A 26,093-nucleotide genomic window follows, 5' to 3' on the forward strand; every position below is an offset into this window, starting at 1 on the left:
CTAATTTTTTATTAAGAAAAACTAAACTAACAAACGTATTAATATATACGCAAACTAATGAAACACTTAAAATTAATTATACTGCCAATTGTAATTTTTGCAGTGGCATTTATAAGTTGTGAAAGAGACGATATTTGTCCGGAAAGCACACCAACAACCCCATCATTAATCATAGATTTGTATGATTTTACAAACCAAGAAAACCGTAAAAATGTTTTTAATTTGGTAGTAGTTGGTGTAGATAACGATACTATTTTACCAGGCTATGAATTTGTAACTGCCGATGATTTTATACTACCCTTAAAAACAGATGCCAACTCAACGCAATACCGCCTTATAAAAGACGCTACCGTAAACAATAACGGCACACCTGATGATAGTGAAGATGATTTTATTGAGGGCAATATTGATATAATTACCATTAATTATACAACTGAAGAGGTTTACGTATCTAGAGCCTGTGGTTACAAAACTATTTTTAATAATGTAGAAGTAGTTATTACTGATGATGCTGATAACTGGCTTTTAGGCAACCCAATAAACTTAACCAATAACCAACCAGTAGAAAATGAAAACGCAACACATTTTAACTTATTTCACTAGTATAGCTTTAATATTTGCGTTTAGCACCACTACTTTTGCCCAAAACGATAGTATTGTAAACGCAACCGATTCTTTAAAAATTAAACAAAAATATGGCCTTAGAATTGCTGGTGATGTTGGTAAATTAATACGCTCTTTTTTAGATGAAGATTATTCTGGTTTTGAAATTGCTGCCGATTTTAGACTAAAAAAAAACATGTATATAGCTGGTGAAATTGGTTTTGAAGAAAAAAATACTATTACAGATTATATGGATATTACAACCAATGGCTCGTACTTTAAAGGTGGTATAGACTTAAATATGTATGAAAATTGGTTAGATATGGATAACATGGTTTATGCAGGTTTTAGGGTTGGTGTTAGCAGTTTTTCGCATGATTTAAACAGCTTTTCGGTTTATAGTACCAATCAATATTGGAATCCGCAATTTTCATCAATCAATACTCAAGAATTTAGCGGCTTAACAGCTTTTTGGGGTGAACTTATTTTAGGTATGAAAGTTGAACTATTTAATAACCTTTACATGGGTTTAAACGTACAATTAAAAATATTAGCAAGTGAAACGGATCCTGATAATTTTGAAAACGTTTATATTCCCGGATACGGCCGCACATATGATAGCACTGGCCTAGGCACTAGCTATAGCTACACTTTAGGTTACAGAATACCTTTGTATAAAAAAGCTAAAAAGTAATTTAATAGAAGTTGTTTTGGTGTTAAAGTATTAATTAATCTTCATCAAAAAACACTTCTTTTAATATATCTATTCTTAGTTTTAGTAATTGGGCATTTTCAAAAGTAGGCTCAATTGGTACAGGAAAACATGCTTCAAGTGAATTTTGGTTTATTACATTATCAACCCAATCATACATTAATTGACAATATATAGCAACAGCCTCTTGTGCCGATGTAACAGATTTATCTAAATACACAAAAGGCAAATAGCCTGCTACTACCCAAACAAAATCATCAACATCATTATTAATAGGCTCAATTTCAAACAGAAAAACACCCAATAAATCATAAGAGCTAAACTCAAAATCATACCATGATTTTTTTACTTCAACACACCAGTCATTACTTTCTATATAAGCCTGTGCCTCTTTTTGTAAATTTAAAATAGTTTGAAGTTCTGCAGTTTGAATTAAACCATTTTAAACATCTTCATTCATATTTTTATGTGTAGTTTTAAACTAAAATTATTTCATATACTTACCTTTCTTACTTCCTTCATACATAACATACTTAACTAAGCGCGATTCTAATTTGGCATTAAATAGTTGTATTTTTCTTGAAGGGCGTAAACCAACAAATTTTAAAGCATCTAAATTTGAGGTAATAAACCAAGCATCGGTACCTGGATAGTTTTGTTTTAACGTATCACCTATATTTTTATAAAACTGCTCCATATCAATATTTAAACGTTCGCCGTACGGTGGATTAAATACCATATGTAATTTGGCGTTACCGCCTTTTTGAGTTTTGAAAAAATCTTCGTGCTTCACCGTGATAAAATCATCTAATTGTGCGTTTTTAATATTGTCTTTAGCTTTGTAAACGGCACTAGGCGCTTTATCATAGCCTATAATTTTATAGTGAAAATCGCGCGTTTTTTTAAGCAATGATTCTTCAATTTTTTCAAATAAATCAACATCCCAATCCTGCCAACGTTCAAAAGCAAACTCTTTACGCATTAAGTTTGGCGGAATATTACAGGCAATCATAGCAGCCTCAATAAGCATGGTTCCAGAGCCACACATGGGGTCCATGAAATCACATTGACCATCCCAACCAGACAGCATAATCAAACCAGCAGCTAACACTTCATTAATTGGTGCAATATTAGTAGCTGTTTTGTAACCACGTTTGTGTAAAGAATCTCCTGAAGTATCTAATGATACTGTGCAATCATTTCTATCAATATGAATATTAATTTTTAAATCAGGAAATTTTAAATCTACATTAGGCCTTTGCCCGGTATTATCTCTAAACCTATCAACTATAGCGTCTTTAGTTTTCAGGGCTATAAATAGTGAATGTTTAAATACTTGCGAATGTATTGTAGCATCTACCGCCAATGAACCTGATGATTTTAAATAATTCTCCCAAGGCATTTTGTATATATTATTATACAAATCTTGCTCATTAAATACTTTAAATGAATGAATGGGTTTTAAAATTTTAATAGCAGTACGCAAACCTAAATTAGCTTTATACATAAAGCCTTTATCGCCCACAAAACTTACATTACGCACACTTTTTTTAACATCTTGCGCACCAAGTTGCGTTAACTCATTTGCTAATAAATCTTCAAAACCAAATAATGTTTTGGCTACCATTTTGAAATTTTCATCCATTTTTTACTACTACTTAATTACGTGTATAAAAATGCAAAAATAACGTAATTTTTTTCTGCATAAAGTAAACTTTGAGTTTTAAAATTTTAAAGTATAGCCACATAACACTAACATCATTTAAGTGTTGTGTTTTTATATGATAAAAATTGGTGTACTTTTGCAGTAAATTTTGAGCACACTTAACTGGGTTAAGGTTTAGTAAGTTACTTTATTGTTTTCATTTTTTGTAAAAACTATTTTTAATAAAAAGTAACAAAAAGCCTAACTGTACAATTTCCATACATATTGAAAATTTACACAGTAACCCCATAAAAAGGACAATGAACACAGATACATCTACTTGGTTTTCATCATGGTTTGACACGCCATACTACCACATTTTATATAAAGATAGAAACGATACCGAAGCACATGCCTTTATGGACACGCTTACCAACTACCTTAACATACCTGAAAATGGTACTATTTTAGATTTGGCTTGCGGACGCGGAAGACATGCCAGATATTTAAATAAAATTGGTTATGATGTTACTGGTGTAGATTTAAGCGAAAATAGCATTGCTTATGCTAAAAAATATGAAAACCATAGGTTAAAATTTAAGGTTCATAATATGTGCCAGCCTTTTAACAAACAATTTGACGCTGTTTTTAATTTATTTACCAGTTTTGGGTATTTTGATGATGATACTGATAATCTTAAAACTATAAAAGCCATTAAAGCTAATTTAAACGATTTTGGTTTTGGAGTCATTGATTTTATGAATAGCGATTATGTTATTGAAAACCTAGTACCAGAAGAAGTTAAAACCGTAAACAACATAACTTTTAATTTAAAACGCTATGTTGAAGGAAACCATATTATTAAAGATATTTCATTTACCGATAATGACCATTTTTACAATTACAAAGAACGTGTTAGAGCTTTTACCTTAGAAGATTTTGAGCAATTATTTGAAGAAGCTAACGTACACCTTCTTGATGTTTTTGGCGATTATAACTTACGTAAGTTTAGTAAAAAAACTTCCGAAAGATTAGTAATGATTTTTAAATAGTAAAACCTAATTAATGTTTACAGCAATTTCGGTTAAATTTTTCTATGAATAATTATCTTTTACCTTTTTTAGCAGTAGTTTTAGGTGTAATAATTGCACGCTTTACTAAAAACACAAAATCTTGGAATACTAAATTACTACTATCTTTTAGTGGCGCTTTTTTATTAGCACTAACGCTGTTTGAACTATTGCCCGAAGTATATCATCACCTAGAAACAAAAACAACAGGTCTCTACATTATGGCTGGTATTATGCTTCAAATAATTTTAGAACTTTTCTCAAAAGGCGCTGAACATGGGCATGTACACAACAATGAAAACGATAAAACGTTTCCATACGCGTTGTTTTTAAGCTTATGCATTCATAGCTTTTTAGAAGGTTTCTCTATACACGACCATAATGATATGGTTTACGGTGTTTTAATTCATAAAATACCCATTGCTACTATTATAAGCATGTTTTTGCTAAAAAGTAATTATGATAAATTTCAAATAGGCGCTTTTTTAATAGTATTTGCATGTATGACCCCTTTAGGTACACTTATTTCAAATATTTACGGAGATATGCATAACACCATAAGTATAATAAATGCTTTTGTAATTGGTATGTTTTTCCATATTTCAACAACTATACTATTTGAAAGTAGTGATGGCCACAGATTTAATACCTCAAAGTTTATAGCTATAATTTTAGGTGTTGGTATTGCCTATTTAATATAAATGCACATTTTATTAACTAAATAACATGTTTAGTAAAGAAGAATCTAGATTACTGAGACAAGAATTTTGGACTAGCTTTGGAAAATCTTTCCCTAGAAAATGGATATTATACAACACCAAATTAAAAGGTTTTAGTTTTAAATTTCATTTTGATACAAAAAAAGCTTTAGTAGCACTAGATTTAGAAGACGATTTAGAACACCGCATTAAATACTGGGAAAAACTAGTTGCCTTAAAAACCATTTTACAAGACACGTACTTACCCGAAGCCATTTATAATGAAACCTATATTTTAGAAAACCATAAAGAAATTTCTAGAATTTATATTCCTTTAGAACAAAAAGTATCTATTCACAACAAAAACACGTGGCAAGATGTTATGATATTTTTCAATGAAAAAATGAGCCTTTTTGAAGCTTTTTTTGAAGAATATAAAGATGTTATTGAAGGCTAACCTACCTATTACAAACCAATTACATACGCACTAGTATTTTTTACAAACGGCAAACAAAAAATACAGGTAACAAAAAAACATAATGCAACCATGTTGCATTAAAACAATTAGGCTATATTTGCAATACAGTTGCATTAATTTTTATAAATGAAAATAGCCATAAAAAAACCTGACACTTTAGGTGCTTTAGCTAGCACACTTTGTTTAATACATTGTTTATTAACCCCATTTATATTTTTAGCACAAACTAAAGTTGCTGCTTGCTGCGCAACTAACGGTGTTCCTAATTGGTGGAAATCTATAGACTTTATTTTTCTAATAATTTCATTTTTTGCAGTATATCAATCAGCTAAAAACAGTACAAAAAAAACTGTAAAAATGGCTTTGTGGTTTTGCTGGAGCCTTTTATGCTTTTTAATTATAAATGAAAAATTAGCGTGGTTTCACCTCCCTGAAATACTTATATACCTAACCGCAATTTCTATGGTTATACTTCATGTTTACAACCTTAAATATTGCCAATGTAAAACTGATAATTGCTGTACAAATAATGAATAAAGATTTAATAGAAAATATAGGAGACAATCACATTTCTTCAAATGTAAACACACCACTATTACCAACTGCTTTTGATAAAAATGATGATGAAAAAATTAAAACCATTCAGCATCATTTTTCAAAAATAATGGAAACATTAGGCCTAGATTTAACTGATGATAGTTTATCTGGCACGCCATACCGTTTTGCTAAAATGTATGTAAAAGAATTATTTTATGGCCTAAACCCAGAAAACAAACCTAAACTATCGGTTTTTGAAAATAAGTACAGCTACAACAAAATGCTTGTTGAACAAAATATAACTATAGATTCTTCTTGCGAACACCACTTTTTACCAATTACAGGGCACGCACACATTGCATACATACCTAAAGATAAAGTTATTGGGCTATCAAAAATTAATAGGTTAGTTGATTATTACGCACACCGCCCGCAAGTACAAGAACGCTTATCACTTCAAATTTTAAAAGACCTCCAAACTATTTTAAACACTGAAGATGTTATTGTAATGATAGCCGCAAAACACCTTTGCGTATCTTCCAGAGGTATAAAAGATAAAGATAGTTTTACAACAACTATTGAATATGGTGGCTGCTTTGAAAAAAAAGCTTACCGAAATGAATTTTTAAACATTGTAAACAATACAACCAAATAAAGACGCTAATCAATATCAACATGAAAAAATTACCCGTAACCGTATTAAGTGGCTTTTTAGGTGCAGGAAAAACCACGTTGTTAAATCATATTCTTCATAATAAAGACGGTTTAAAAGTAGCCGTTATTGTTAATGATATGAGTGAAGTTAATATTGATGCGCAATTTATTGAAAATGAAAACACATTATCTAGAACTGAAGAGAAATTAGTTGAAATGAGCAACGGTTGCATTTGTTGTACCCTACGTGAAGATTTGATGGTTGAAGTTGAAAAACTAGCAGCACAAAATAAATTTGACTATTTATTAATTGAAAGCACAGGCATTAGTGAACCTATTCCTGTTGCCCAAACATTTACTTTTGAAAGTGAAGACGGCACAATTGATTTAAGCCGTTTTAGTTACATTGACACCATGGTTACTGTAGTTGATGCTTTCAATTTTTTAAAAGACTTTTCAAGTCCTGATTACTTAACAACAAGAGCGCTTACAAATATTGAAGGAGATAACCGCACCATTGTTAATTTACTAACAGACCAAATAGAATTTGCTAATGTTATTTTAATAAACAAAACAGATTTAGTTACTAAACAACAACTAGAAGAATTAAAAGCCATTATTAATTCATTAAATCCTGAAGCAAAAGTTATTTTCACAAAACAATCTAATGTTGCGTTAAATAACGTTATTAATACTGGTTTGTTTGATTATGCTAAAGCTGAAGCATCGGCAGGTTGGATAAAAGAATTAGAAAACGAACACACCCCTGAAACCGAAGAGTATGGTATTGGTTCTTTTGTTTTTAGAAGCAAAAAGCCATTTCATCCAGAGCGTTTTCTAAACTATTTAAACACAGCTTTTCCACAAAACATTATACGCAGCAAAGGTTTATTTTGGCTAGCTTCAAGACCCAAACAAGCGCTTATTTGGAGTTCGGCAGGTGGTTCTTGTAAAGCAGACAACGCCGGTGTATGGTGGGCATCAATGCCGTTTTCTGAACGTATAAATTATGCTGCTTTTATTGAAAACCAAAAAGACATTGAAGCCGGTTGGGATGCCCAATTTGGAGACAGAAAAATAGAACTGGTTTTTATTGGCCAATATTTAGAAAAAAACGACATAATTAATCAACTAAACACCTGCCTTTTAACCGATGATGAAGTAAAACAATGGAAAAATAATGCATTCACAAAAATTGATAGGTGGCCAATTGAAAATTTTGAAACTTCAAATGCTTAACTTTAGCAATTAAAACATATGTATGTCTGCTATTAAAATAGGAATTATTACTGTTAGTGATAGAGCTAGCGCTGGCCTTTATGAAGATTTAAGTGGTAAAGCCATTATAAATACCCTAAATAACTATTTAAAATCACCTTGGAACGAAGTTTACAGCATTATTCCTGATGAACAAACAATTATTGAAGAAACCATTATAAACATGGTAGATAATGAACAGTGTTGTTTGGTTGTTACAACAGGAGGCACAGGACCCGCTAAACGCGATGTTACTCCTGAAGCTACCGAAGCCGTTTGTGACAGAATGATGCCTGGGTTTGGTGAACTTATGCGTGCAGAATCTTTAAAATATGTACCAACCGCAATTCTTTCAAGGCAAACTGCAGGCCTTAGAGGTAGTAGTTTAATTGTAAACTTACCTGGAAAACCAAAATCTATTCGCGAGTGTTTAGATGCTGTTTTCCCTGCAATACCATATTGTATTGATTTAATGGAAGGTCCTTTTTTACAGTGTAATGAGCAGGTTATAAAACCATTCAGACCTAAAAAATAACCAAAAAATGGAAGCTATTATTACCATTGTTGGATTTTTAGGTGCTGGCAAAACCACACTTTTAAAGTATTTAATTGAAAAATTTCAAGCTGAAAACTGGCAGCCATTTGTAATTTTAAACGATTATGAAAACGCCAATATGGATGTACAACAATTTAGAGAGCAACTTAATTTAAACACCATAAAACCTTTAAGTGGTAGCTGTATTTGTTGCAGTGGTATTGTTGAACTTAGAAACACTGTTAACCGCATTCCTGAAAGAAAAAATGGCATTACGCTTATTGAGGCTAACGGCACTTCAGATGCTTGTAGCTTAATGGAATTTTTGGGTGTTGGCCTAAACAACAGGTTTTTACCACCAGTACAAATTTCGGTAGTTGATGTTAAAAATTGGCAAAAGCGCCATGAGCATAATGAATTAGAAGCTAACCAAATACAAGTATCTTCACTCCTAGTTCTAACACATTTAGATGCTGTTAGTTTAAAAAGGAAACAAGCCGTTGTTTCACAATTGAAAATATTAAATCCTTCGGCTGAAATTTTTGATGCTAATAGCTTAAATGTTTCATTGCTTCCAAAACTTGTACCTTCAAAAAACACATCAAATAAAATAAATCATTTAAAATCGCATTGGGCGTCATGCTCTGTAGATTTACCTATTTTACCTTCAGAAAATAGTATTAAAACTATTTGCAAAGCTTTACCAAAAAGTATTTTACGTGTTAAAGGTTGTGCAAAAATTGCCAATAATGAAAACTACACGTATTTTGAGCGTAAACCAGACGGTAATATAACCATAAGGCCTTTTAAAGGACAACCAATTACGGGCGCAAAACTACTTACCATTGGTCCAGGAAGCAAACCATCGGTTTTAGAAAACGCCATTCAATCTAGTATTCATTTAGTAAAATAATCTTTTATTTTTGCATTTTTTATCATGATTCAAACGCAAAATTTAACGTTTCAATATAAAAATAGTTCAAATGTATTATCATTTCCCAACATACATTTAAAAACAAACGAACACTTACTTATTTTAGGAAAATCTGGCATTGGCAAAACTACCTTGCTGCATCTACTAGCTGGTTTATTAAGCCCAAAAACAGGTAATATTGCTATAAACAATGTAAATATTTCTACTTTAAACAGTAAAAAACTAGATAAATTTAGAGGTAGTAATATTGGTATGGTTTTTCAAAAAAAACATGCCATACCTTCGTTAACCGTTTTTGAAAATTTAAAGGCACGTTTATACTTTTCAAAAAAAGAAAAACCAGATAGTTATTTAAATCAAACTTTAGAACAATTACATTTAACCGACTTTAAAAATAGTAAGGTGAATGAAATTAGTGAAGGACAATTACAACGCTTAGGCATAGCACTTTCGGTAATACATAATCCGCAAATTATTTTGGCCGATGAACCCACTTCTAGTTTAGATAATGAAAACTGTAAAGCCGTTATAAAACTACTTATAGAACAGGCCGAAAAAAACAACGCGCACTTAATTGTTATTACGCATGATGAGCGTATTATGCCATTTTTTAATAACACCCTTACATTATGAATATTTGGAAAATAAGCATAAAAAACCTAAAAAATAAAGCATTTTACACAGGTTTAAGCATTATAATTTTAGCCTTAAGCATCACATTACTACTTGGTATTAAACAAATACAGCAATCTTTTAAATATCAAACTGAAAATAATTTAGGTAATATTGATATGGTTATTGGCGCAAAAGGCAGCCCATTGCAACTCATTTTAGCATCGGTATTACACATTGATAATCCTACTGGAAATATTTCGTATACCGAAGCAAAAACGTTGGCTAAAAACCGATTGATAAAATCGGCTATCCCAATATCTTATGGCGATAATTACAAAGGCTACAGAATTGTTGGAACCAACAACAACTTTTATACACTTTATAATGCTGAATTAAATAACGGCCGTTTTGCAAATACAGCCATGGAAGTTGTAATTGGTGCTACCATTGCCAACAAGCTAAACTTAAAATTAGGCGATACTTTTAAAAGCGCTCATGGTTTAATTGATAATACTGTTGATGTACACGATAACGAGTTAACCGTTGTTGGTATTTTAAAACCTACAGAAAAAGTAATTGACCGCTTAATTATTACTCCCTTAGAAACCATTTGGGATGTACACAACCACAATGATGAAGTGCATAATGAAAATGATGAAAATGAACATAATCATGATGAAGATGCTCATAAAACTGAAGAAGAACACACACACGAGCATACCCACAATGATACACATGAACATGAAGAGCATCATAACATCGAAAAACATTCAGATAATCATGAAGAAGATCATGCGCATGAAAACAAGCAAATTACAGCTTTATTAGTAACCTTTAGAAACCCTATGGGCTTACTAACTTTACCCAGAAAAATAAACGACACTAGCAATTTACAAGCTGCTTTACCTAAATATGAATTAGATAGATTATATGAATTTACAAGTATAGGTTTTAAAACCATTACCTGGATAGCCTATTTAATTTTAATAATTTCTGGCATCACAATTTTTATAAACTTATATAAAATGGTAAAAGAACGCGCTTATGATTTGGCCTTATTACGCAGTTATGGTGCTAGTAATTTTCAGCTAATTAAAATGGTTTTTTATGAGGGTTTTATAGCCGCATTTTTAGCATTTATTCTTGGGCTAACTATTGTTAAAATTGGCACTTATGCCCTAATTAAATTTAGTAACTTAGGCATGAAAGCACACATTATTCAACCATTAAACATACAAGATGGTATACAAATTGCGGTATTAGTTTTTATAATGGTAACTTTGTCTATAGCGTTTGCTATTTACCCCATTTTAAAAATGAATATTTCAACTATTTTAAGTAATGAAAAATAAAATATTAATTGGCTTATTATTAACAACTTGTGTTTCATTCAGTCAAACCAATATAACTTGGAATGATTTGGCAAAAGTTACATTTGAAGAGAAATTTTTACCTGCTTATGATGAAGCTTTTTTAGTACCAACGTTTTCAAACACTTTAAAAGCTTTAGAAGGAAAATATGTTACCATTAAGGGATATTTTTTAAATATTGCTCCAGAAGAAAAAATATATATACTTTCAAAAGGCCCTATGTCTTCTTGCTTTTTTTGCGGTGTTGGTGGCCCAGAAACAGCAGTAGAATTAGAATTTGATAATACGCAAAACTTCAAAACCGATAATATTGTTTTAGTTACCGGCAAGTTAAAATTAAATGCCGTTGATGTAGATCATTTTAATTATATATTAACAGATTGCACTTTAAAATTAACACAGTAGGTTATACTTAAATAATAGTTTTTACCATTTCATAATCATCCATAACAAAGCCATTTCCAATATCTGCAACCACAGATCTTTTGTTTATAAAACCTAATGCTTCATAAGCTTTTATTGAATTTTCATTATCAACATTAACCGTTAATCTTATTGCTTTTAGGTTGAATTTTTTAGCTTTATCTTCAATAAAATTCATGGCTGTTTTTCCTATTTTTTTTCCTCTACAGCTACTCAAAACATAAATTTTACTTAAAAATAATATTGTATCTTCTTTTTTTATTGAAATATATCCAACAGGCTTTTTATTGTATTCAAGTAAATAATACATATAATGATTGGTTACCTGTGATTTTATTGCCGCAGCAGATTGAAATTTTTCAAGCATATAATCAACCTGTGCCAACCCAATTATTGGTATGTAATGCTCGCGCCAAATTGTATCGGCCAATGTAGCTATGGTTTCAAAATCCTGGTTTGTTTTTGCAATAGAAATAGTTATCATGTTTTAAATAATGTAAAAGAAAATCATAAAAAAATGGCAAATAGCGCCAACCAAAACAAAGAAATGCCAAATTACATGATTAAAAGGTATTTTTTCAATAGCATAAAAAACAATACCACCCGTATATGCTAAACCTCCTGCAAAAAGTAATAAAATGGCATTATAATTAACAGTACTTGATAGCGCTGTGAAATCAAATACAATTAACCAGCCCATTACAAGGTATAACAGGGTTGAAAATGCCCCAAATTTTCCTGTGAAAAATAATTTTAAAACCACACCGAAAGCGGCTATAGCCCAAACTAAATAAAAAAGCAACCACCCTTTACTATTTGCTAAAGAAATAAGACAAACTGGTGTGTAAGTGCCTGCTATTAAAAGGTAAATACTTATATGATCTAAAATTCTAAAATAGTGTTTATTTTGTTCATTTTTTACAGCATGATATAAGGTTGAAGCTGTAAACAACACTATTATTGAAACTCCATAAATAATTACACTAAAAAGGCTATTTGGTGTTTTTTTGGTATCAAATACTATAAGTAGTGTTAATGCTAAAATGCCAAAAACAGCACCAATACCATGCGAAAATGCGTTAAGTTTTTCTTCAAAAGCAGTTTGTTTACGCATTTATTTGTTGTTTTTCCATTTATTGGTTAATTCATAAAAATCGAATTCAACTGCCGATTTTTGTGCCTCTAAGCGTCCGTTTTGAAAATTTCGTTGTAAAATATCTTCAATTAAATAATCTTCTTCAACATTAATGGGGTCAAACTCTTTTTTTAAAGAAATATTAAACATACTTGCTGTTGTATTATACCAAAATGCCCGCCAACCGCTACGCAATTCTTTCACTAAATTAAATGCCGTTTCGCCTGTTTGCCTGTGTATCAGTTTAACTAAAATTTGCCCTTCGGTACGCGACATTTTTTTTAATTCATCTGAAAATTCACCTTCAATATATTTTTGAATACGTTTGGTATATCGTTTTTTTTCACGCTTGCGCTTTAATCCTTCTAATCGTTTATTCATAGAATCTAAACGTACGGCGGCAAGTTTTGCGTATGGATAAACTTTTAAGGTTTTTCGGCGTAAAATTAAATACCTAATACGGGCTTCTCTACTATCAAATTTTAATTTATGTAAAAGTTTAACTTCCTCTAAACCAATGCTAGTTCTAGGCACAGAGTCGCCTTCAATAATTAAATACTCAACCGTATCAGTAGTATCACTAACCACTTCTGTTGTTTGGGCAGCAATTATTATAGGAAAGAATAAAAGAAAAACTTTAAAAATTCGCATGAATTAAAATTGAGGCTTCATAAATTCAAAATTACTAATTTACACTTAGTATAACGTTTTTTTAAGCCTGTTATTTTTTTTACAATTAAATGTAGCTTTATATTAAATTAGTATTTTAGTGCAAAACTTTAATTTATGGCAAAAAAGAGCATTCTTAATAAAAAATCTATAGAATTTTTAGAAAAATATTTAAACAATGCCGCCCCTACAGGTTATGAATGGGACGGACAAAAATTGTGGATGGACTACCTTAAACCCTACGTTGATGAGTTTATTACAGACACTTACGGAACCGCTGTAGGGGTTATAAACCCAAAGGCTAAATACAAAGTGGTTATTGAGGGGCATGCCGATGAAATTTCATGGTATGTAAACTACATATCTGACAACGGATTAATTTACGTAATTAGAAATGGTGGTAGTGATCATCAAATTGCACCAAGTAAAGTAGTTAACATTCATACAAAAAAAGGTATTGTAAAAGGTGTTTTTGGTTGGCCAGCAATTCATACCAGAAATCGTGCTAAAGAAGAAGCCCCTAAACCTGATAATATTTTTATAGATTGTGGCTGTGCAAATAAAGAAGAAGTAGAAAAACTAGGCGTTCATGTGGGGTGTGTTATTACGTATCCTGATGAGTTTCATATTTTAAATGATGATAAATTTGTGTGTAGAGCCATTGATAACCGTATGGGTGGTTTTATGATTGCTGAAGTTGCACGTTTACTAAAAGAAAATAAAAAAGAATTACCTTTTGGGTTGTACATAACTAACGCTGTACAAGAAGAAATTGGTTTACGTGGTGCCGAAATGATTACTCAAACCATTAAACCAAACGTGGCTATTGTTACTGATGTTACGCACGATACCACTACCCCAATGATTGAAATGAAAAAAGAAGGGCATTTAGAAATTGGTAAAGGCCCTGTTGTTGCTTATGCACCTGCTGTACAACAAAAATTACGTGATTTAATTATTGATACTGCTGAAGATAAAAAAATTCCGTTCCAACGTTCTGCATTATCTAGAGCAACAGGAACAGATACTGATGCATTTGCTTACAGTAATGGCGGTGTAGCTTCGGCACTTATATCTCTACCATTGCGTTATATGCATACTACCGTTGAAATGGTTCATAAAGATGATGTTGAAAATGTTATAAAATTAATTTATGAATCGCTTTTAAACATTAAAGACGGCGATACATTTAGTTATTTTGAATAATTTAAATTCCCGCGAAAGCGGGAATATTTTTTCTATTTAATTAAAAACATGGATGAACTCATAGACATTGTAGATGCTAACGGTAACCCAACAGGTAAAACGGCTTTAAAATCTGTTATACACCAAAAAGGCTATTACCACAACACCTGCCATGTATGGTATTACACCAAAAGCGGCTCTATTTTATTGGCCCAACGTAGTGCAAAAAAAGCTATTTGCCCGTTAATGTGGGATGTATCAGTTGCAGGACATATTGATGCTGGCGAAACTGCAGAACAAGCAACTATTAGAGAAACAAAAGAAGAAATTGGGTTATCAATTACCAGCAATGAATTGTTTAAAATTGGTGTTTTCAAATGCTTTTCAAACTATAAAAATGGGTTAATAGATAATGAGTTTCACATCACCTTTATTGCTCAAATTAACACACCCATTAATAAGCTTACACCTCAAATTGATGAAGTTGATGCTTTAAAATACGTTTCAATTAATGAATTTCAAAAGCTAATTGATACCATTGGCAATAACAATAATCATTTTGCACCTTCAAACAAAACGTATTATCAAACTGTTCTAACAAAAATATCTCAAAAGCTCGCTTAATTAAATGCCGCTACTTTTACTTGCCATTGCTCCTGTTTTTGCTATAATTCTTTATATAAATTATAAAGATAAATATGAAAAAGAATCTAAAAAACTACTATTATACAACTTTATTTTAGGTGCAGTTGTTAGTGTTATAATAACAACCATTATATATTATGTGTTTGATATTATACTACCGTTAGCAGACCATACTAGTGTTTTTCAACAATTTGTAAAAGCCTTTTTTGTTGTTGGTTTAACCGAAGAGTTTAGCAAGTATATTATAGTTAAACTATTTGCACAAAAAAATAACGCCTTTAATGAACCCTTTGATGGTATTGTATATGCTGTTATGGTATCAATGGGATTTGCAGCTACCGAAAATATTTTTTACGTACTTGAAGGCGGCTACCTAACTGCTGTATTAAGAGCCTTTACTGCAGTGCCTGCTCATGCAACTTTTGGTATTTTAATGGGATATTTTATGGGTAAAGCTAAGTTTTCAAATTCTAGAGTTTTATTAAACTTAACTGGGCTATTTTTTGCCATTGTTTTTCATGGTGCTTATGATTTTTTTCTGTTTATAGATTTTATTCCCGGTATTTGGGTTGGAGCTTTTATATCACTATTTATTGGTATTATTTTATCAAGAAAAGCTATAAAAAAACATCAAGAAAATTCGGTTTTCAAGTAAGTATACTTTCTATTTTAAAATATATTTAATAATGTTCTAACACATTATAACTATATTTATACTTTAACCAATTTTCTATTTATATGACAAAAACTTTTAAAACAAAGGTTAATGACACTTTTGATTTTGAAATCACTACTTCGCAGGCATCATCTTTAGATGCCATACAGGTTTCAAACGCAACATACCATATCCTTCAAAATAACACATCGTATAACGCTACAATAGAAAAAACAGACTTCAACAAACGTTTTTACAGCGTTAAAATTAACAACAACACCTATAACGTTTCTATTAAAAATGACTTAGATACACTCGTAAAATCTATGGGTTTTTCTATAGGAGGCACCAAACATATTAATGCCATAAAGGCACCAATGCCAGGTTTAATTTTAGAAATTAATGTTGAAAAAGGCACTAAGGTTAATGAAAACGATACACTACTAATTTTAGAAGCCATGAAAATGGAAAATGTAATAACCGCACCGCGTGATGGTATTATAAAATCAGTTTCTGTTAAAAAAGGTGATGCTGTTGAAAAAAATCAGTTGTTAATTGAGTTTGATGCCTAAGCATCTGTTTTAAAATTTAAGTTTAAAATGAAAAAAATATTAGTTGCTAACAGAGGCGAAATAGCTATAAGAGTTATGAAAACGGCCCGTAAAATGGGTATAAAAACCGTAGCTATATATTCTGAAGTTGATAGAAATGCACCACACGTAAAATTTGCTGATGAAGCTGTATGTGTTGGTAAAGCACCTTCAAATCAATCGTATTTAAAAGGCGATAAAATTATTGAAATAGCGAAAAAGTTACACGTTGATGGCATTCACCCAGGTTATGGTTTTTTAAGTGAAAATGCCAATTTTGCTGAATTAGTTGAAAAAAACAACATTACATTTATTGGTCCGCGCTCAAAAGCCATAAAAATTATGGGAAGCAAATTAGCCGCCAAAGAAGCCGTTAAAAAATATAATATTCCAATGGTGCCAGGAATAGACAAAGCTATTACTGATGTTAAAAAAGCAAAAGAAATAGCTAAAAACATTGGGTTTCCTATACTTATTAAAGCATCGGCAGGTGGCGGTGGTAAAGGTATGCGTGTTGTAGAAAAAGAAGCTGATTTGCAATTACAAATGGAACGTGCCAATAGCGAAGCTACATCGGCCTTTGGTGACGGTTCTGTGTTTATTGAAAAATATGTTAGCTCGCCAAGGCATATAGAAATTCAGGTTATGGCCGATAGCCACGGTAATATTATTCATTTATTTGAACGTGAGTGCAGTATACAACGCAGACATCAAAAAGTTGTTGAAGAAGCACCATCAGCCGTTTTAACGCCACAATTAAGAAATAAAATGGGCGAAGCAGCTGTTAAAGTAGCTAAATCTTGCGATTACCTAGGAGCAGGCACCGTTGAATTTTTAATTGATGATAAACACAACTTCTACTTTTTAGAAATGAATACCCGATTACAAGTAGAACACCCTGTTACAGAGTTAATTACTGGAGTAGATTTGGTGGAGTTACAAATAAAAGTAGCACGCGGTGAAGCGCTTCCTATTAATCAAAACGATTTAAAAATTAAAGGACACGCTCTTGAATTGCGGGTTTATGCTGAAGATCCGCTTAATAATTTTTTACCAAGTGTTGGTAATTTAAGCACTTATAAAATACCCACAGGCAAAAATATTAGAGTTGATAATGGTTTTGAAGAAGGTATGGATATTCCTATTTATTATGACCCAATGTTAGCTAAATTAATCACCTACGGAAACACACGCGAGGAAGCTATACAATTAATGATACAAGCTATAAATAACTATCATATTGAAGGTGTTGCTACTACCCTGCCATTTGGCAAATTTGTTTGTGAGCATGATGCTTTCTGCTCGGGTAGTTTTGATACACATTTTGTTAAAAACCATTACGTGCCAGAAATTATTAAGCAACAAACAGAAAACGAAGCTAAAATAGCTGCATTAATAGCATTAAAAACCTATTTAGAAGACCAAAAACTTTTAAGACTTCCAAACTAAAAATCTATGAACTCTAAAATAAATAAACTTAAAGAACTTAATGCCTTAGCGCAATTAGGTGGTGGCCAAAAACGCATAGATAAGCAACATGCAAAAAAAAAGCTAACCGCAAGAGAGCGTATTCAGTATTTATTAGACGAAGGATCGTTTGAAGAAATAGGCGCTTTAGTAACACACAGAACCACCGATTTTGGTATGGATAAAGAAATTTATTACGGTGATGGAGTAGTTACCGGCTACGGTACAGTAAATGGTAAATTAATTTATGTGTACGCTCAAGATTTTACAGTTTTTGGTGGAGCACTTTCTGAAACACATGCTGAAAAAATTTGCAAAATAATGGATTTAGCTGTTAAAGTTGGTGCGCCTATTGTAGGGCTTAATGATTCTGGAGGTGCTCGTATACAAGAAGGTGTAAAATCATTAGGTGGTTATGCCGATATTTTTTACCGAAATGTTCAAGCATCTGGTGTTGTGCCTCAAATTTCGGCTATAATGGGACCATGTGCAGGTGGTGCTGTATATTCTCCTGCTATGACGGATTTTACACTTATGGTTGAAGATACTAGTTATATGTTTGTAACCGGACCTAATGTTGTAAAAACAGTAACTAATGAAACCGTTAGTAGTGAAGATTTAGGAGGTGCGCATACACATGCATCAAAATCTGGAGTAGCCCATAAGACATCGGTAAATGATATTTCTTGTTTAGAAGATGTTAAGAAACTTTTAAGCTACTTACCTCAAAACAACACTGAAACAACCGAAAAGTTAGCGTTTTCACCTAAAGATGAAGTTAGACAAGCTTTAAATAACATTATACCAGATAACCCTAACAAACCATATGACATGCATGAAATTATAACAGGAATTATTGATACAGATTCCTTTTATGAAATTCATAAAGACTATGCCGAAAATATCATTGTTGGTTTTGCGCGTTTGGGTGGCCGTAGCATTGGTATAATTGCCAATCAACCTATGTTTTTAGCAGGTGTTTTAGATGTAAACAGCTCTAAAAAAGCCGCTAGATTTACACGGTTTTGCGATGCTTTTAATATTCCGCTACTTGTTTTAGTAGATGTTCCTGGTTTTTTACCTGGAACAGACCAAGAATGGAACGGTATTATTGTTCATGGCGCTAAGTTACTTTACGCTTTAAGTGAAGCAACAGTACCACGCGTTACAGTTATTACTAGAAAAGCATATGGCGGGGCTTATGATGTTATGAATTCTAAACACATTGGAGCAGATTTTAACTATGCATGGCCTGGAGCGGAAATAGCCGTTATGGGCGCTAAAGGGGCCAGTGAAATTATATTTAGAAAAGAAATAGCATCAGCCAGTAATCCTGAGGCAAAATTAGCTGAAAAAGAAACAGAATATGCTAACACATTTGCTAACCCTTACAGTGCTGCTAAACGAGGCTTTATAGACGAGGTTATATTACCAGAAAATACCCGAAGAAAGTTAATTAAAACATTTTCTATGTTAGAAAATAAAAAAGTGAGCTTACCCAATAGAAAACACGGAAACATACCGTTATAAAAATAAAGAAAGTAATAAACCATTTAAAAAGAAAAAGGAGGCTCCCTAACCTGCCTCCTTTCTTTTTTGCTAACCAAACTTAATAAATAGTTCGATATTTATTTGTTAGTCTTTAACCTGTTTTAACTTTGTTTAACAAAAATTAAACTTATAGCCTTGCTTAATTTTATCCAACCAATAAACAAAGACGCAGGCGCTTTGAGAGTACTAACTGTTGATAATAGCGTTACACAAATATCAACAAAAGAGACAAAAAATTACACAAAAACAACTACGCATTTACTACGCACAAGTGTTTTTTCTTAACTTTTTATTGATATTTTCTTAATAAACAAAATAAAAAACCTTCAAAAAACCATTAATCATCAAAATTATCGTACAAAAAAGAAGCTAATGATGTATTTTTATCAAGATTCATTTTTTTGGTAATTCTATAGCGTTTACTTTCAATTCCTCGTATTGATGTGTTTAAAAACACTGCTATTTCTTTATTTTTAAAACCTATATATATGTGATAACAGATAATAATATCAGAATCATTTAAACTAGGAAACATCTTTTTAAGTTTATTAAAAAAGTTTATGTTAAAATCGTTTATTAACTCTAAATGGTTTCCTTCATTTAAAACTGTTGATGACTCTAAACGAATATCTCTGTAAAAATCTTTAATCATATCTCTTTGTGTGATTACATCATTTACAGAAGAAATAACTTTAGCCTTACTTTTTAAATTATTTATATAATCTTCTAAACCTTGAACTTTAACGGTTAACTTTTCATGATTATTTTTTAATTGGTTTAGCTGTTTATTTTCTTCATCGAGGTTGTTTAATTTAACTTTTTGCTTTTTATAAAACACAAAATATACTATGCTAATAAGTAATAACACTGCAAAAATAGCTGCTAAAAAAAATTCAAAGAAGGTATTTTTTTTACTCTCTTCTTCAAGTTTTGTTTCAACTTTTAACAGTGAATGGCTTATTTGGTGACCAGTGTCTATTAAACTTGAAAATATTTTGTCTTCAAATATTCGTAATGAATCAATATAATTTTTAGACTTTTCAATTACACCATCCTTTTTATAAACATCAGAAAAAATCATTAAATAATCTCTAACAGTACGATCTGCCATATAATTTCGGCACTTTGAAGCCTTTTTTAAATAATGTAATGTAGAGTCTATATTCTCTTTTCTATTGTAATAATTGGCTAAATTTGTATTTATACTGGAATTGAACTCTTTAAAATTATAAAAAGATATTGTTTTATTATTTCTCAACTTTTTAAACTTATTGAAATAATATTTAGCTTCTTTTATATTATTTAAAGATAAGTGATTAGAAGTAATCATGTAAAGAGCAAACATATAAAAATAAGCATCATCAGTGATATTTTCATATTTATCTAAATTACTTAAAAGCAAATAGTTTGTTTCTTTATGATTTTTCTGTAAAAACTTTATATAAATTTTAATTTGCTCAACTTCAAATAACCCGTTTGTGTAGTTAGTTAATTTAAAAAAACTATTTGCTTCATTTAAATAAGTTTGAGCTAAAGAATCTTTTTTTGCATTTGATAAAATAGCATATAATTCAAGACATGAGCGTCCGGCTACTTTGTAATTTTTCTCTATTTTACCATATTTTAGCGCAAGCAAATGACTTTGATATACTTTTGGATACTCATTAAACTCATCATACATTAATGCTTTAATTGAGTAATACTCACTTAATCTACCCGTTAAATTATTATCAATAGGATGAGGAATTGAGTCTAAAAAATATTGTGCCGAAATGGAACTTTTTTGAATATGAAGTTTAGCAGAATCTAAAAACCTATAATATTCATTTTGTGAAAACGACAAATAACACACTAATAAACAACATGTTACTAATAAAATCTTATTATTTTTTGAGAGATAACTGTGCAAAACTTAACCTGTAATAAAACCGCAATGCGTGTAAGTGCAAAATTACAAAATAGTTTATTATATTAACATAGTATAATTTTAAATTTTAGTTTTTTAGATAAAATACAAATATTAATAGCCAAGTTTCATAAATACTCATTTTTTCCATTTTAAAACTTGTTTTTACATAAAAAAAGAGCACCCTTTTAACAAGAATACTCTAAGCTATTAATTAATTTATTAAAAAATACTTAAAATTTAAGGGTAGCTATTAAATCAAACTCATTATCAATAGCTTTATCTTTTAGGTTATCAAAAAAACTAGATGAACCATATTTTACATCAAATTTAGTTCGGTCTATTTTTAAAGAAGCAATAGCTACGTTATTATTTACTTCTATTTGAAACTTAACAGGGTTTGTTTTCTCTTTAATTGTTAAATCTGCCGAAACAGTATAAACGTTTTTTGAGGTTTCTATAACTTTAGTAAAAACTAATTTTGAAGTTGTATGTGTTTCAACACTAAAAAAATCTTCTGATTTTAAATGTCCATCTAATTTAGCTTTCCAATCGCCTTCCAAATCAGTCGTGTTAATTGTTGTCATATCAATAACAAACTCACCGCCAGTAAGTCTTTCATCATCAAAGTTCAAAAATCCAGATTTAATTTTTATGGTACCTTCATGTGAGCCAGCAACCTTATATCCTTTCCAGACTATGGTGCTCTCATTTGTGTTTACAACTTTTTTATTTTCTTTTTTTGTTGTGAAAGACATGGTTAAACATGCCATTACTGCTACTAATAATACTTTAATACTATGTTTCATTTTTTATTGTTTTTAATGAAACAAATTTCATAAACATACATGCAACAAAAAATAACATAGTTTATAAAAAAAGATTAAACTAGTTTAACTTTTAATCATTAAGTAACTGGCGTTTTATTTTACTTAAAAACTCTTTAGTTATACCTAAATATGAAGCAATCATGTATTGTGGTATGCGTTTTTCAATTTCAGGATATTGTTCTTTAAAATATATATAACGCGCTTTGGCTGTTAGGCTAAAGTTTCTAACTAAACGCTTATTGGTTGATACTAATGCTCTTTCTATTATTAACCTAAAAAAGCGTTCTAATTTGGGTATTTTTTCAAATAACACTTCTCTATCTTCATATGAAAAAGTAATTACTTGTGTAGGTTCTAAGCATTGTACATGATAGTCTGATGGTAATTGAGCTATGTAACTTCCTAAATCTCCAGTCCACCAATTTTCAATTGAAAACATAATAATATGTTCTTGCCCAATATCATCTAAGTAAAACATTTTTGTGCAACCCTTTACTACAAAATAACTGCTTTTACAAACATCGCCTTGTTGTGCTATATATTGGCCTTTCAAATAATTTCTAAAAGAAATATTCTGCAATAATATATCAACTTCTTCATCAGTTAAACTGATAAAATTTTCTATGTAGTTTAATAAGGGTTGTGCCTTAATTTTGTTCATTTTATGTAAAAAAATACTTGTGACTTTATGAAAAAACAACACTATTTTAAGCCTTAAACTTTGTGAATTCTTTAACTTATAATGATGGTTTTTAAACACAAAAATAAATATTATTAAATTACTTTTGCGCCATGCAAAATAACAACTCTTTTAAAATAGAATTTGTAGCTTTAATGGCAGCTTTAATGTCTATTGTTGCACTTTCTATTGATGCATTATTACCAGGTTTACCAGCTGTTGGAGCATATTTGGGTGTTACCAACCCAAATAATAACCAATTACTTATAACCATGATTTTTTTAGGTTTAGGTTTTGGGCAGTTAATTTTTGGCCCCTTATCTGATAGTTTTGGAAGAAAACCTATTGTATATTTTGGTTTTATACTTTTTATTATTGCCAGTTATATATGCGTTACTACTAAAAGTTTTGAAGTAATGATTATTGGTAGAGTATTACAAGGCATGGGTTTATCTGCACAAAGAACGTTAAGTTTGGCTATAATTAGAGATTCTTACAGTGGTGATTATATGGCTAAAATAATGTCTATTGTAGTAATGGTTTTTATTTTAGTACCCGTAATAGCTCCGGCTTTAGGACAATTAATTTTGAATTATTACGATTGGAAAGCCATTTTTTACGTAAATCTTTTTTATGGGCTAATAGTTATTATTTGGTTTTGGAAAAGGCAACCTGAAACGTTGACTAAAGAAAAACGTATTAAGTTTTCATCATCTTTATTCATTGATGGTGTAAAAGAATTTTTTAAATATAAAGATGCTATAGCTTACACATTAGCTTCGGGATTTATTACAGGTTCATTTATGGTGTACTTAAGCACCTCGCAACAAATATTTGAACAACAATATAACCTAGCCGATTTATTTCCTTATATTTTTGCTAGTTTAGCTATTTCCATTGGTCTTGCAACGTATTTAAACAGTGTTTTTGTTGTTAAATTTGGTATGTGGAAAATAGCTTATATTGCCACTATTGCCTATGCTGTTATATCACTTTTATATGTAATAATTTTTCATGCTGGCAACAACCCACCTATAAGTGTTTTAATAGGCTTTTTTGTATTGCAATTTTTTTCAGTTGGCTTTTTATTTGGAAACTTAAGAGCTTTAGCCATGCAACCTTTAGGCCACATTGCGGGTATTGGAGCTGCAATAAATGGCTTTGTTTCAACCATTATGGCAGTGCCTATTGCAAACTATATTGGTAGTTATGTAAGCCAATCTGTATTACCGCTTTTTATTGGATTTTCATTATTTGGCACACTCACATTAGCCACTTTTTTGTATTTAAAAAAAACTAATAAAGCAACTACAAATAGCGCTGCTTAATAATATTTACATGATGTTTGTAATGCCCAAGTGTTATAAACGCTAATGCCCTAGCCGATACCGGTGCACCATTTACTAGGCTAATTTGCATTAAATCTTCAATTGATACACTTTGTAATAAGGCTATAAACCCTTTATGCAAAATAGTAAACTCACCTATAAGTGTTTCTATAGATTTTGTGTTGGCTTTTGATGGTGCTATATAATCATTTTCTTCAAAGCCTGGTAATGGTGTTTTGTCATGTCTGGCTATATGAAAACATCTAAATTGAAACACACGCTCGCAATCTATCATATGTTGAAACACTTCTTTAACAGTCCATTTATCTACATCATATTTGTATTCTAATTTTTCTTGCGGAATGGCATTAAAAAAGGTTTGTATTGCATGTAAATTATCTTGAAACCCCATAATTAAATTGGTTTCTGCAGGAATCATATTTAAATAACCGCTGTAAAATTGATTGTATTCTGAAGGTTTTACATCTTTACGTGTCATAACTTTAATTTTAATGCTATTAAATATACTGCTTATTGCATTAGGGATTGCAGTGGCATCCTTTTTATTTTATTTTTTTGACGAAGGAGAAAATATAACATAAAAAGATATAACGGAAAGCCCGACGCCTATGGCGAAATGCCCTATTAATCCATAAACAATTTTGGTAAATACAATGAAATTTCAGGAATTAGTGTTACTAACGCTAGTACTATAAAACTTGTTAGTAAAAAAGGTAAACCGGCTTTACTTACTTTTCCTATTGATACTTTACCTATGCTTGATGATACAAATAAACACACGCCCAATGGTGGTGTTGTTAAGCCTATCATTAAATTTAAAAGGGCTATTACTGCAAAGTGTATAGGATCTACTTGTACTGCTAGCGCTACTTTTAATAAAATTGGAAACAGTATTAATAGTGCTGCAATGGTTTCCATAAAGGTGCCTACAAAAATAAGCAGTAAATTAATTAATAGTAAAACTATGTATTTATTGTTTGAAAAATTTAGAATTTGAGATGATACTAATTGCGGTAACTGTTCTGTAATTAAAATCCAGCCAAAAAGATTTGCAAACCCAATAAGCACCATTAATGATGCCGAAGTTTTCATAGAGTCTAAAACAATAACTTGTAGGTTTTTAAAGTTAAGTTTTTTGTAAATGAAGGCCCCAATAATTAATGCATACACTACAGCTATAATTGAGGCTTCAGTGGGTGTGAATACACCGCCAATAATGCCAAAAAGTATAATAAACGTCATTAACAACGACCAAAATGTGTCTTTAAAACTAAGCAGAATTTGTTTTAAGCTACTTTTAGGGTGCTTGGGGTATTTTTTACGTTTGGCAATAAAATAGGTAACACCCATAAGCCCAAAACCTAATAAAAATCCAGGAATTGCTCCTGCTAAAAACAATCTGCCAACTGATAAGCCGCTTAACGTTGCAGCAATAATCATAGGTACACTAGGTGGAATTATTGGGCCAACTGTTGATGATGCAGCGGTAATGGCGCATGAAAACGGTGCATCATACCCTTCTTTTTTCATTGCCGGAATCATAACTGAACCAATACTGGCTGTATCTGAAATTGCTGTACCTGAAATACCAGCAAATAACATTGATGCTCCAATATTTGCCAAGGCCAAACCACCACGAATATGCCCTGTTAAATGATTACAAAAGGTTATTATTTTGGCTGTTAATCCGCCCTGATTCATAAGGTTTCCTGCTAAAATAAAACCTGGTACACTTAGCAATACAAACACATCAATACCAGAATACATTTTCATAGGCATTACTATTAACGGAATACCAGCAAATATTAAATACACCAAACATGATAAGCCTAATGAAAAGGCTATTGGAAACCTAAATAGTAAACATACTATAAAAACGAGTATTAATAACCAAATCATA

30 protein-coding genes are annotated in these 26,093 nt (G+C 31.0%); 20 read left to right on the top strand and 10 right to left on the bottom strand.

Features of this window, described 5'->3' with window-relative positions:
- Positions 1-57: 57 nt before the first annotated feature.
- Together FUA26_RS07035 and FUA26_RS07040 are read left to right on the top strand one after the other, a co-directional pair.
- A complete protein-coding gene (locus FUA26_RS07035) occupies positions 58-603 on the top strand; it encodes a DUF6452 family protein (protein ID WP_147133550.1) in 546 nt (181 codons plus the stop codon).
- The gene (locus FUA26_RS07040; RefSeq protein ID WP_147133553.1) at positions 569-1,297 is read left to right on the top strand and encodes a DUF6048 family protein; all 729 of its coding nucleotides are present in this window, start codon (positions 569-571) and stop codon (positions 1,295-1,297) included. The genes FUA26_RS07035 and FUA26_RS07040 overlap by 35 nt, the downstream gene beginning before the upstream one ends.
- 34 nt (positions 1,298-1,331) lie before the next feature.
- Here the strand turns inward: FUA26_RS07040 and FUA26_RS07045 are convergent, their stop codons facing one another.
- Positions 1,332-1,619, bottom strand: coding sequence for a hypothetical protein (locus tag FUA26_RS07045; protein WP_147133555.1), 288 nt, complete (start codon positions 1,617-1,619; stop codon positions 1,332-1,334).
- Positions 1,620-1,802: 183 nt separating this feature from the next.
- On the bottom strand, positions 1,803-2,960 hold the full coding sequence (locus FUA26_RS07050; protein ID WP_147133558.1) for a THUMP domain-containing class I SAM-dependent RNA methyltransferase: 1,158 nt from the start codon (positions 2,958-2,960) through the stop codon (positions 1,803-1,805).
- A gap of 320 nt (positions 2,961-3,280) precedes the next feature.
- Between FUA26_RS07050 and FUA26_RS07055 the strand changes: the two genes are divergently transcribed.
- From FUA26_RS07055 to FUA26_RS07105, 11 genes are all read left to right on the top strand, one after another.
- Positions 3,281-4,012, top strand: coding sequence for a class I SAM-dependent methyltransferase (locus tag FUA26_RS07055; RefSeq protein WP_147133561.1), 732 nt, complete (start codon positions 3,281-3,283; stop codon positions 4,010-4,012).
- 44 nt (positions 4,013-4,056) lie between these two features.
- On the top strand, positions 4,057-4,731 hold the full coding sequence (locus FUA26_RS07060; RefSeq protein WP_147133564.1) for a ZIP family metal transporter: 675 nt from the start codon (positions 4,057-4,059) through the stop codon (positions 4,729-4,731).
- A 25-nt stretch (positions 4,732-4,756) separates the two neighbouring features.
- Entirely contained in the window at positions 4,757-5,185 is a 429-nt protein-coding gene (locus tag FUA26_RS07065) for a DUF4268 domain-containing protein (protein ID WP_147133567.1), read from the top strand.
- Between the two features lie 147 nt (positions 5,186-5,332).
- Positions 5,333-5,743: a MerC domain-containing protein gene (locus FUA26_RS07070; protein WP_147133570.1), complete on the top strand. Its 411-nt coding sequence runs from the start codon at positions 5,333-5,335 to the stop codon at positions 5,741-5,743.
- A complete protein-coding gene (gene folE, locus FUA26_RS07075; protein WP_186826880.1) occupies positions 5,736-6,398 on the top strand; it encodes a GTP cyclohydrolase I FolE in 663 nt (220 codons plus the stop codon). The genes FUA26_RS07070 and folE overlap by 8 nt, the downstream gene beginning before the upstream one ends.
- Before the next feature lie 20 nt (positions 6,399-6,418).
- Entirely contained in the window at positions 6,419-7,636 is a 1,218-nt protein-coding gene (locus FUA26_RS07080; RefSeq protein ID WP_147133573.1) for a GTP-binding protein, read from the top strand.
- A gap of 22 nt (positions 7,637-7,658) precedes the next feature.
- Positions 7,659-8,189 (top strand): molybdopterin adenylyltransferase, encoded by a 531-nt coding sequence (gene mog / locus FUA26_RS07085; protein WP_147133576.1) that lies wholly within the window; start codon positions 7,659-7,661, stop codon positions 8,187-8,189.
- 7 nt (positions 8,190-8,196) lie between these two features.
- Positions 8,197-9,102 carry a GTP-binding protein gene (locus FUA26_RS07090; RefSeq protein ID WP_147133579.1) on the top strand — a complete coding sequence of 302 codons (906 nt, stop codon included), beginning with the start codon at positions 8,197-8,199 and terminating at the stop codon, positions 9,100-9,102.
- A gap of 24 nt (positions 9,103-9,126) precedes the next feature.
- Positions 9,127-9,756, top strand: coding sequence for an ABC transporter ATP-binding protein (locus FUA26_RS07095; protein ID WP_147133582.1), 630 nt, complete (start codon positions 9,127-9,129; stop codon positions 9,754-9,756).
- The gene (locus FUA26_RS07100) at positions 9,753-11,090 is read left to right on the top strand and encodes an ABC transporter permease (RefSeq protein ID WP_147133585.1); all 1,338 of its coding nucleotides are present in this window, start codon (positions 9,753-9,755) and stop codon (positions 11,088-11,090) included. Before FUA26_RS07095 ends, FUA26_RS07100 begins: the two co-directional genes overlap by 4 nt.
- Complete coding sequence (locus FUA26_RS07105; RefSeq protein WP_147133588.1) at positions 11,080-11,514, top strand: hypothetical protein; 435 nt, start codon at positions 11,080-11,082, stop codon at positions 11,512-11,514. The genes FUA26_RS07100 and FUA26_RS07105 overlap by 11 nt, the downstream gene beginning before the upstream one ends.
- A 7-nt stretch (positions 11,515-11,521) precedes the next feature.
- Here FUA26_RS07105 and FUA26_RS07110 read toward each other — a convergent pair whose 3' ends face one another.
- The 3 genes from FUA26_RS07110 to FUA26_RS07120 are packed head-to-tail and all read right to left on the bottom strand — an operon-like array spanning position 11,522 to position 13,318.
- Positions 11,522-12,016 (bottom strand): GNAT family N-acetyltransferase, encoded by a 495-nt coding sequence (locus FUA26_RS07110; protein WP_147133591.1) that lies wholly within the window; start codon positions 12,014-12,016, stop codon positions 11,522-11,524.
- Positions 12,017-12,019: 3 nt separating this feature from the next.
- The gene (gene trhA, locus FUA26_RS07115) at positions 12,020-12,646 is read right to left on the bottom strand and encodes a PAQR family membrane homeostasis protein TrhA (protein WP_147133594.1); all 627 of its coding nucleotides are present in this window, start codon (positions 12,644-12,646) and stop codon (positions 12,020-12,022) included.
- Positions 12,647-13,318 (bottom strand): DUF4294 domain-containing protein, encoded by a 672-nt coding sequence (locus FUA26_RS07120; RefSeq protein ID WP_147133597.1) that lies wholly within the window; start codon positions 13,316-13,318, stop codon positions 12,647-12,649.
- Positions 13,319-13,453: 135 nt separating this feature from the next.
- Here FUA26_RS07120 and FUA26_RS07125 point away from each other — a divergent pair, with 135 nt between their 5' ends.
- The 6 genes from FUA26_RS07125 (at position 13,454) to FUA26_RS07150 (ending at position 19,408) form a co-directional block, all read left to right on the top strand.
- Complete coding sequence (locus FUA26_RS07125; RefSeq protein WP_147133599.1) at positions 13,454-14,542, top strand: M42 family metallopeptidase; 1,089 nt, start codon at positions 13,454-13,456, stop codon at positions 14,540-14,542.
- 48 nt (positions 14,543-14,590) lie between these two features.
- The gene (locus FUA26_RS07130; RefSeq protein ID WP_147133602.1) at positions 14,591-15,145 is read left to right on the top strand and encodes an NUDIX hydrolase; all 555 of its coding nucleotides are present in this window, start codon (positions 14,591-14,593) and stop codon (positions 15,143-15,145) included.
- Between the two features lie 4 nt (positions 15,146-15,149).
- Entirely contained in the window at positions 15,150-15,821 is a 672-nt protein-coding gene (locus FUA26_RS07135) for a PrsW family intramembrane metalloprotease (protein WP_147133605.1), read from the top strand.
- Positions 15,822-15,904: 83 nt separating this feature from the next.
- Positions 15,905-16,393, top strand: a complete 489-nt coding sequence (locus FUA26_RS07140) for an acetyl-CoA carboxylase biotin carboxyl carrier protein subunit (protein WP_147133608.1) — start codon at positions 15,905-15,907, stop codon at positions 16,391-16,393.
- Between the two features lie 27 nt (positions 16,394-16,420).
- Positions 16,421-17,860 (top strand): acetyl-CoA carboxylase biotin carboxylase subunit, encoded by a 1,440-nt coding sequence (accC, locus tag FUA26_RS07145; RefSeq protein WP_147133611.1) that lies wholly within the window; start codon positions 16,421-16,423, stop codon positions 17,858-17,860.
- Between the two features lie 6 nt (positions 17,861-17,866).
- Positions 17,867-19,408, top strand: a complete 1,542-nt coding sequence (locus FUA26_RS07150; RefSeq protein WP_147133614.1) for an acyl-CoA carboxylase subunit beta — start codon at positions 17,867-17,869, stop codon at positions 19,406-19,408.
- Between the two features lie 358 nt (positions 19,409-19,766).
- Here FUA26_RS07150 and FUA26_RS07155 read toward each other — a convergent pair whose 3' ends face one another.
- From FUA26_RS07155 to FUA26_RS07165, 3 genes are all read right to left on the bottom strand, one after another.
- Entirely contained in the window at positions 19,767-21,272 is a 1,506-nt protein-coding gene (locus FUA26_RS07155; protein ID WP_147133617.1) for a helix-turn-helix transcriptional regulator, read from the bottom strand.
- Between the two features lie 296 nt (positions 21,273-21,568).
- Positions 21,569-22,144 (bottom strand): YceI family protein, encoded by a 576-nt coding sequence (locus FUA26_RS07160; protein ID WP_147133620.1) that lies wholly within the window; start codon positions 22,142-22,144, stop codon positions 21,569-21,571.
- Positions 22,145-22,235: 91 nt separating this feature from the next.
- Complete coding sequence (locus FUA26_RS07165) at positions 22,236-22,826, bottom strand: Crp/Fnr family transcriptional regulator (RefSeq protein ID WP_246109096.1); 591 nt, start codon at positions 22,824-22,826, stop codon at positions 22,236-22,238.
- Between the two features lie 131 nt (positions 22,827-22,957).
- On the opposite strand from FUA26_RS07165, the gene FUA26_RS07170 reads away from it, so the two are divergent.
- Entirely contained in the window at positions 22,958-24,172 is a 1,215-nt protein-coding gene (locus FUA26_RS07170; RefSeq protein WP_147133622.1) for a multidrug effflux MFS transporter, read from the top strand.
- Here FUA26_RS07170 and FUA26_RS07175 read toward each other — a convergent pair.
- On the bottom strand, positions 24,153-24,671 hold the full coding sequence (locus FUA26_RS07175) for a DinB family protein (RefSeq protein WP_147133625.1): 519 nt from the start codon (positions 24,669-24,671) through the stop codon (positions 24,153-24,155). The genes FUA26_RS07170 and FUA26_RS07175 overlap by 20 nt on opposite strands.
- A 146-nt stretch (positions 24,672-24,817) precedes the next feature.
- Positions 24,818-26,092, bottom strand: coding sequence for a TRAP transporter large permease (locus FUA26_RS07180; protein WP_147133627.1), 1,275 nt, complete (start codon positions 26,090-26,092; stop codon positions 24,818-24,820).
- Position 26,093: the final 1 nt, after the last annotated feature.

Origin of the sequence: Seonamhaeicola algicola, assembly GCF_007997385.1 — a bacterium.
GTDB lineage: Bacteria > Bacteroidota > Bacteroidia > Flavobacteriales > Flavobacteriaceae > Seonamhaeicola > Seonamhaeicola algicola.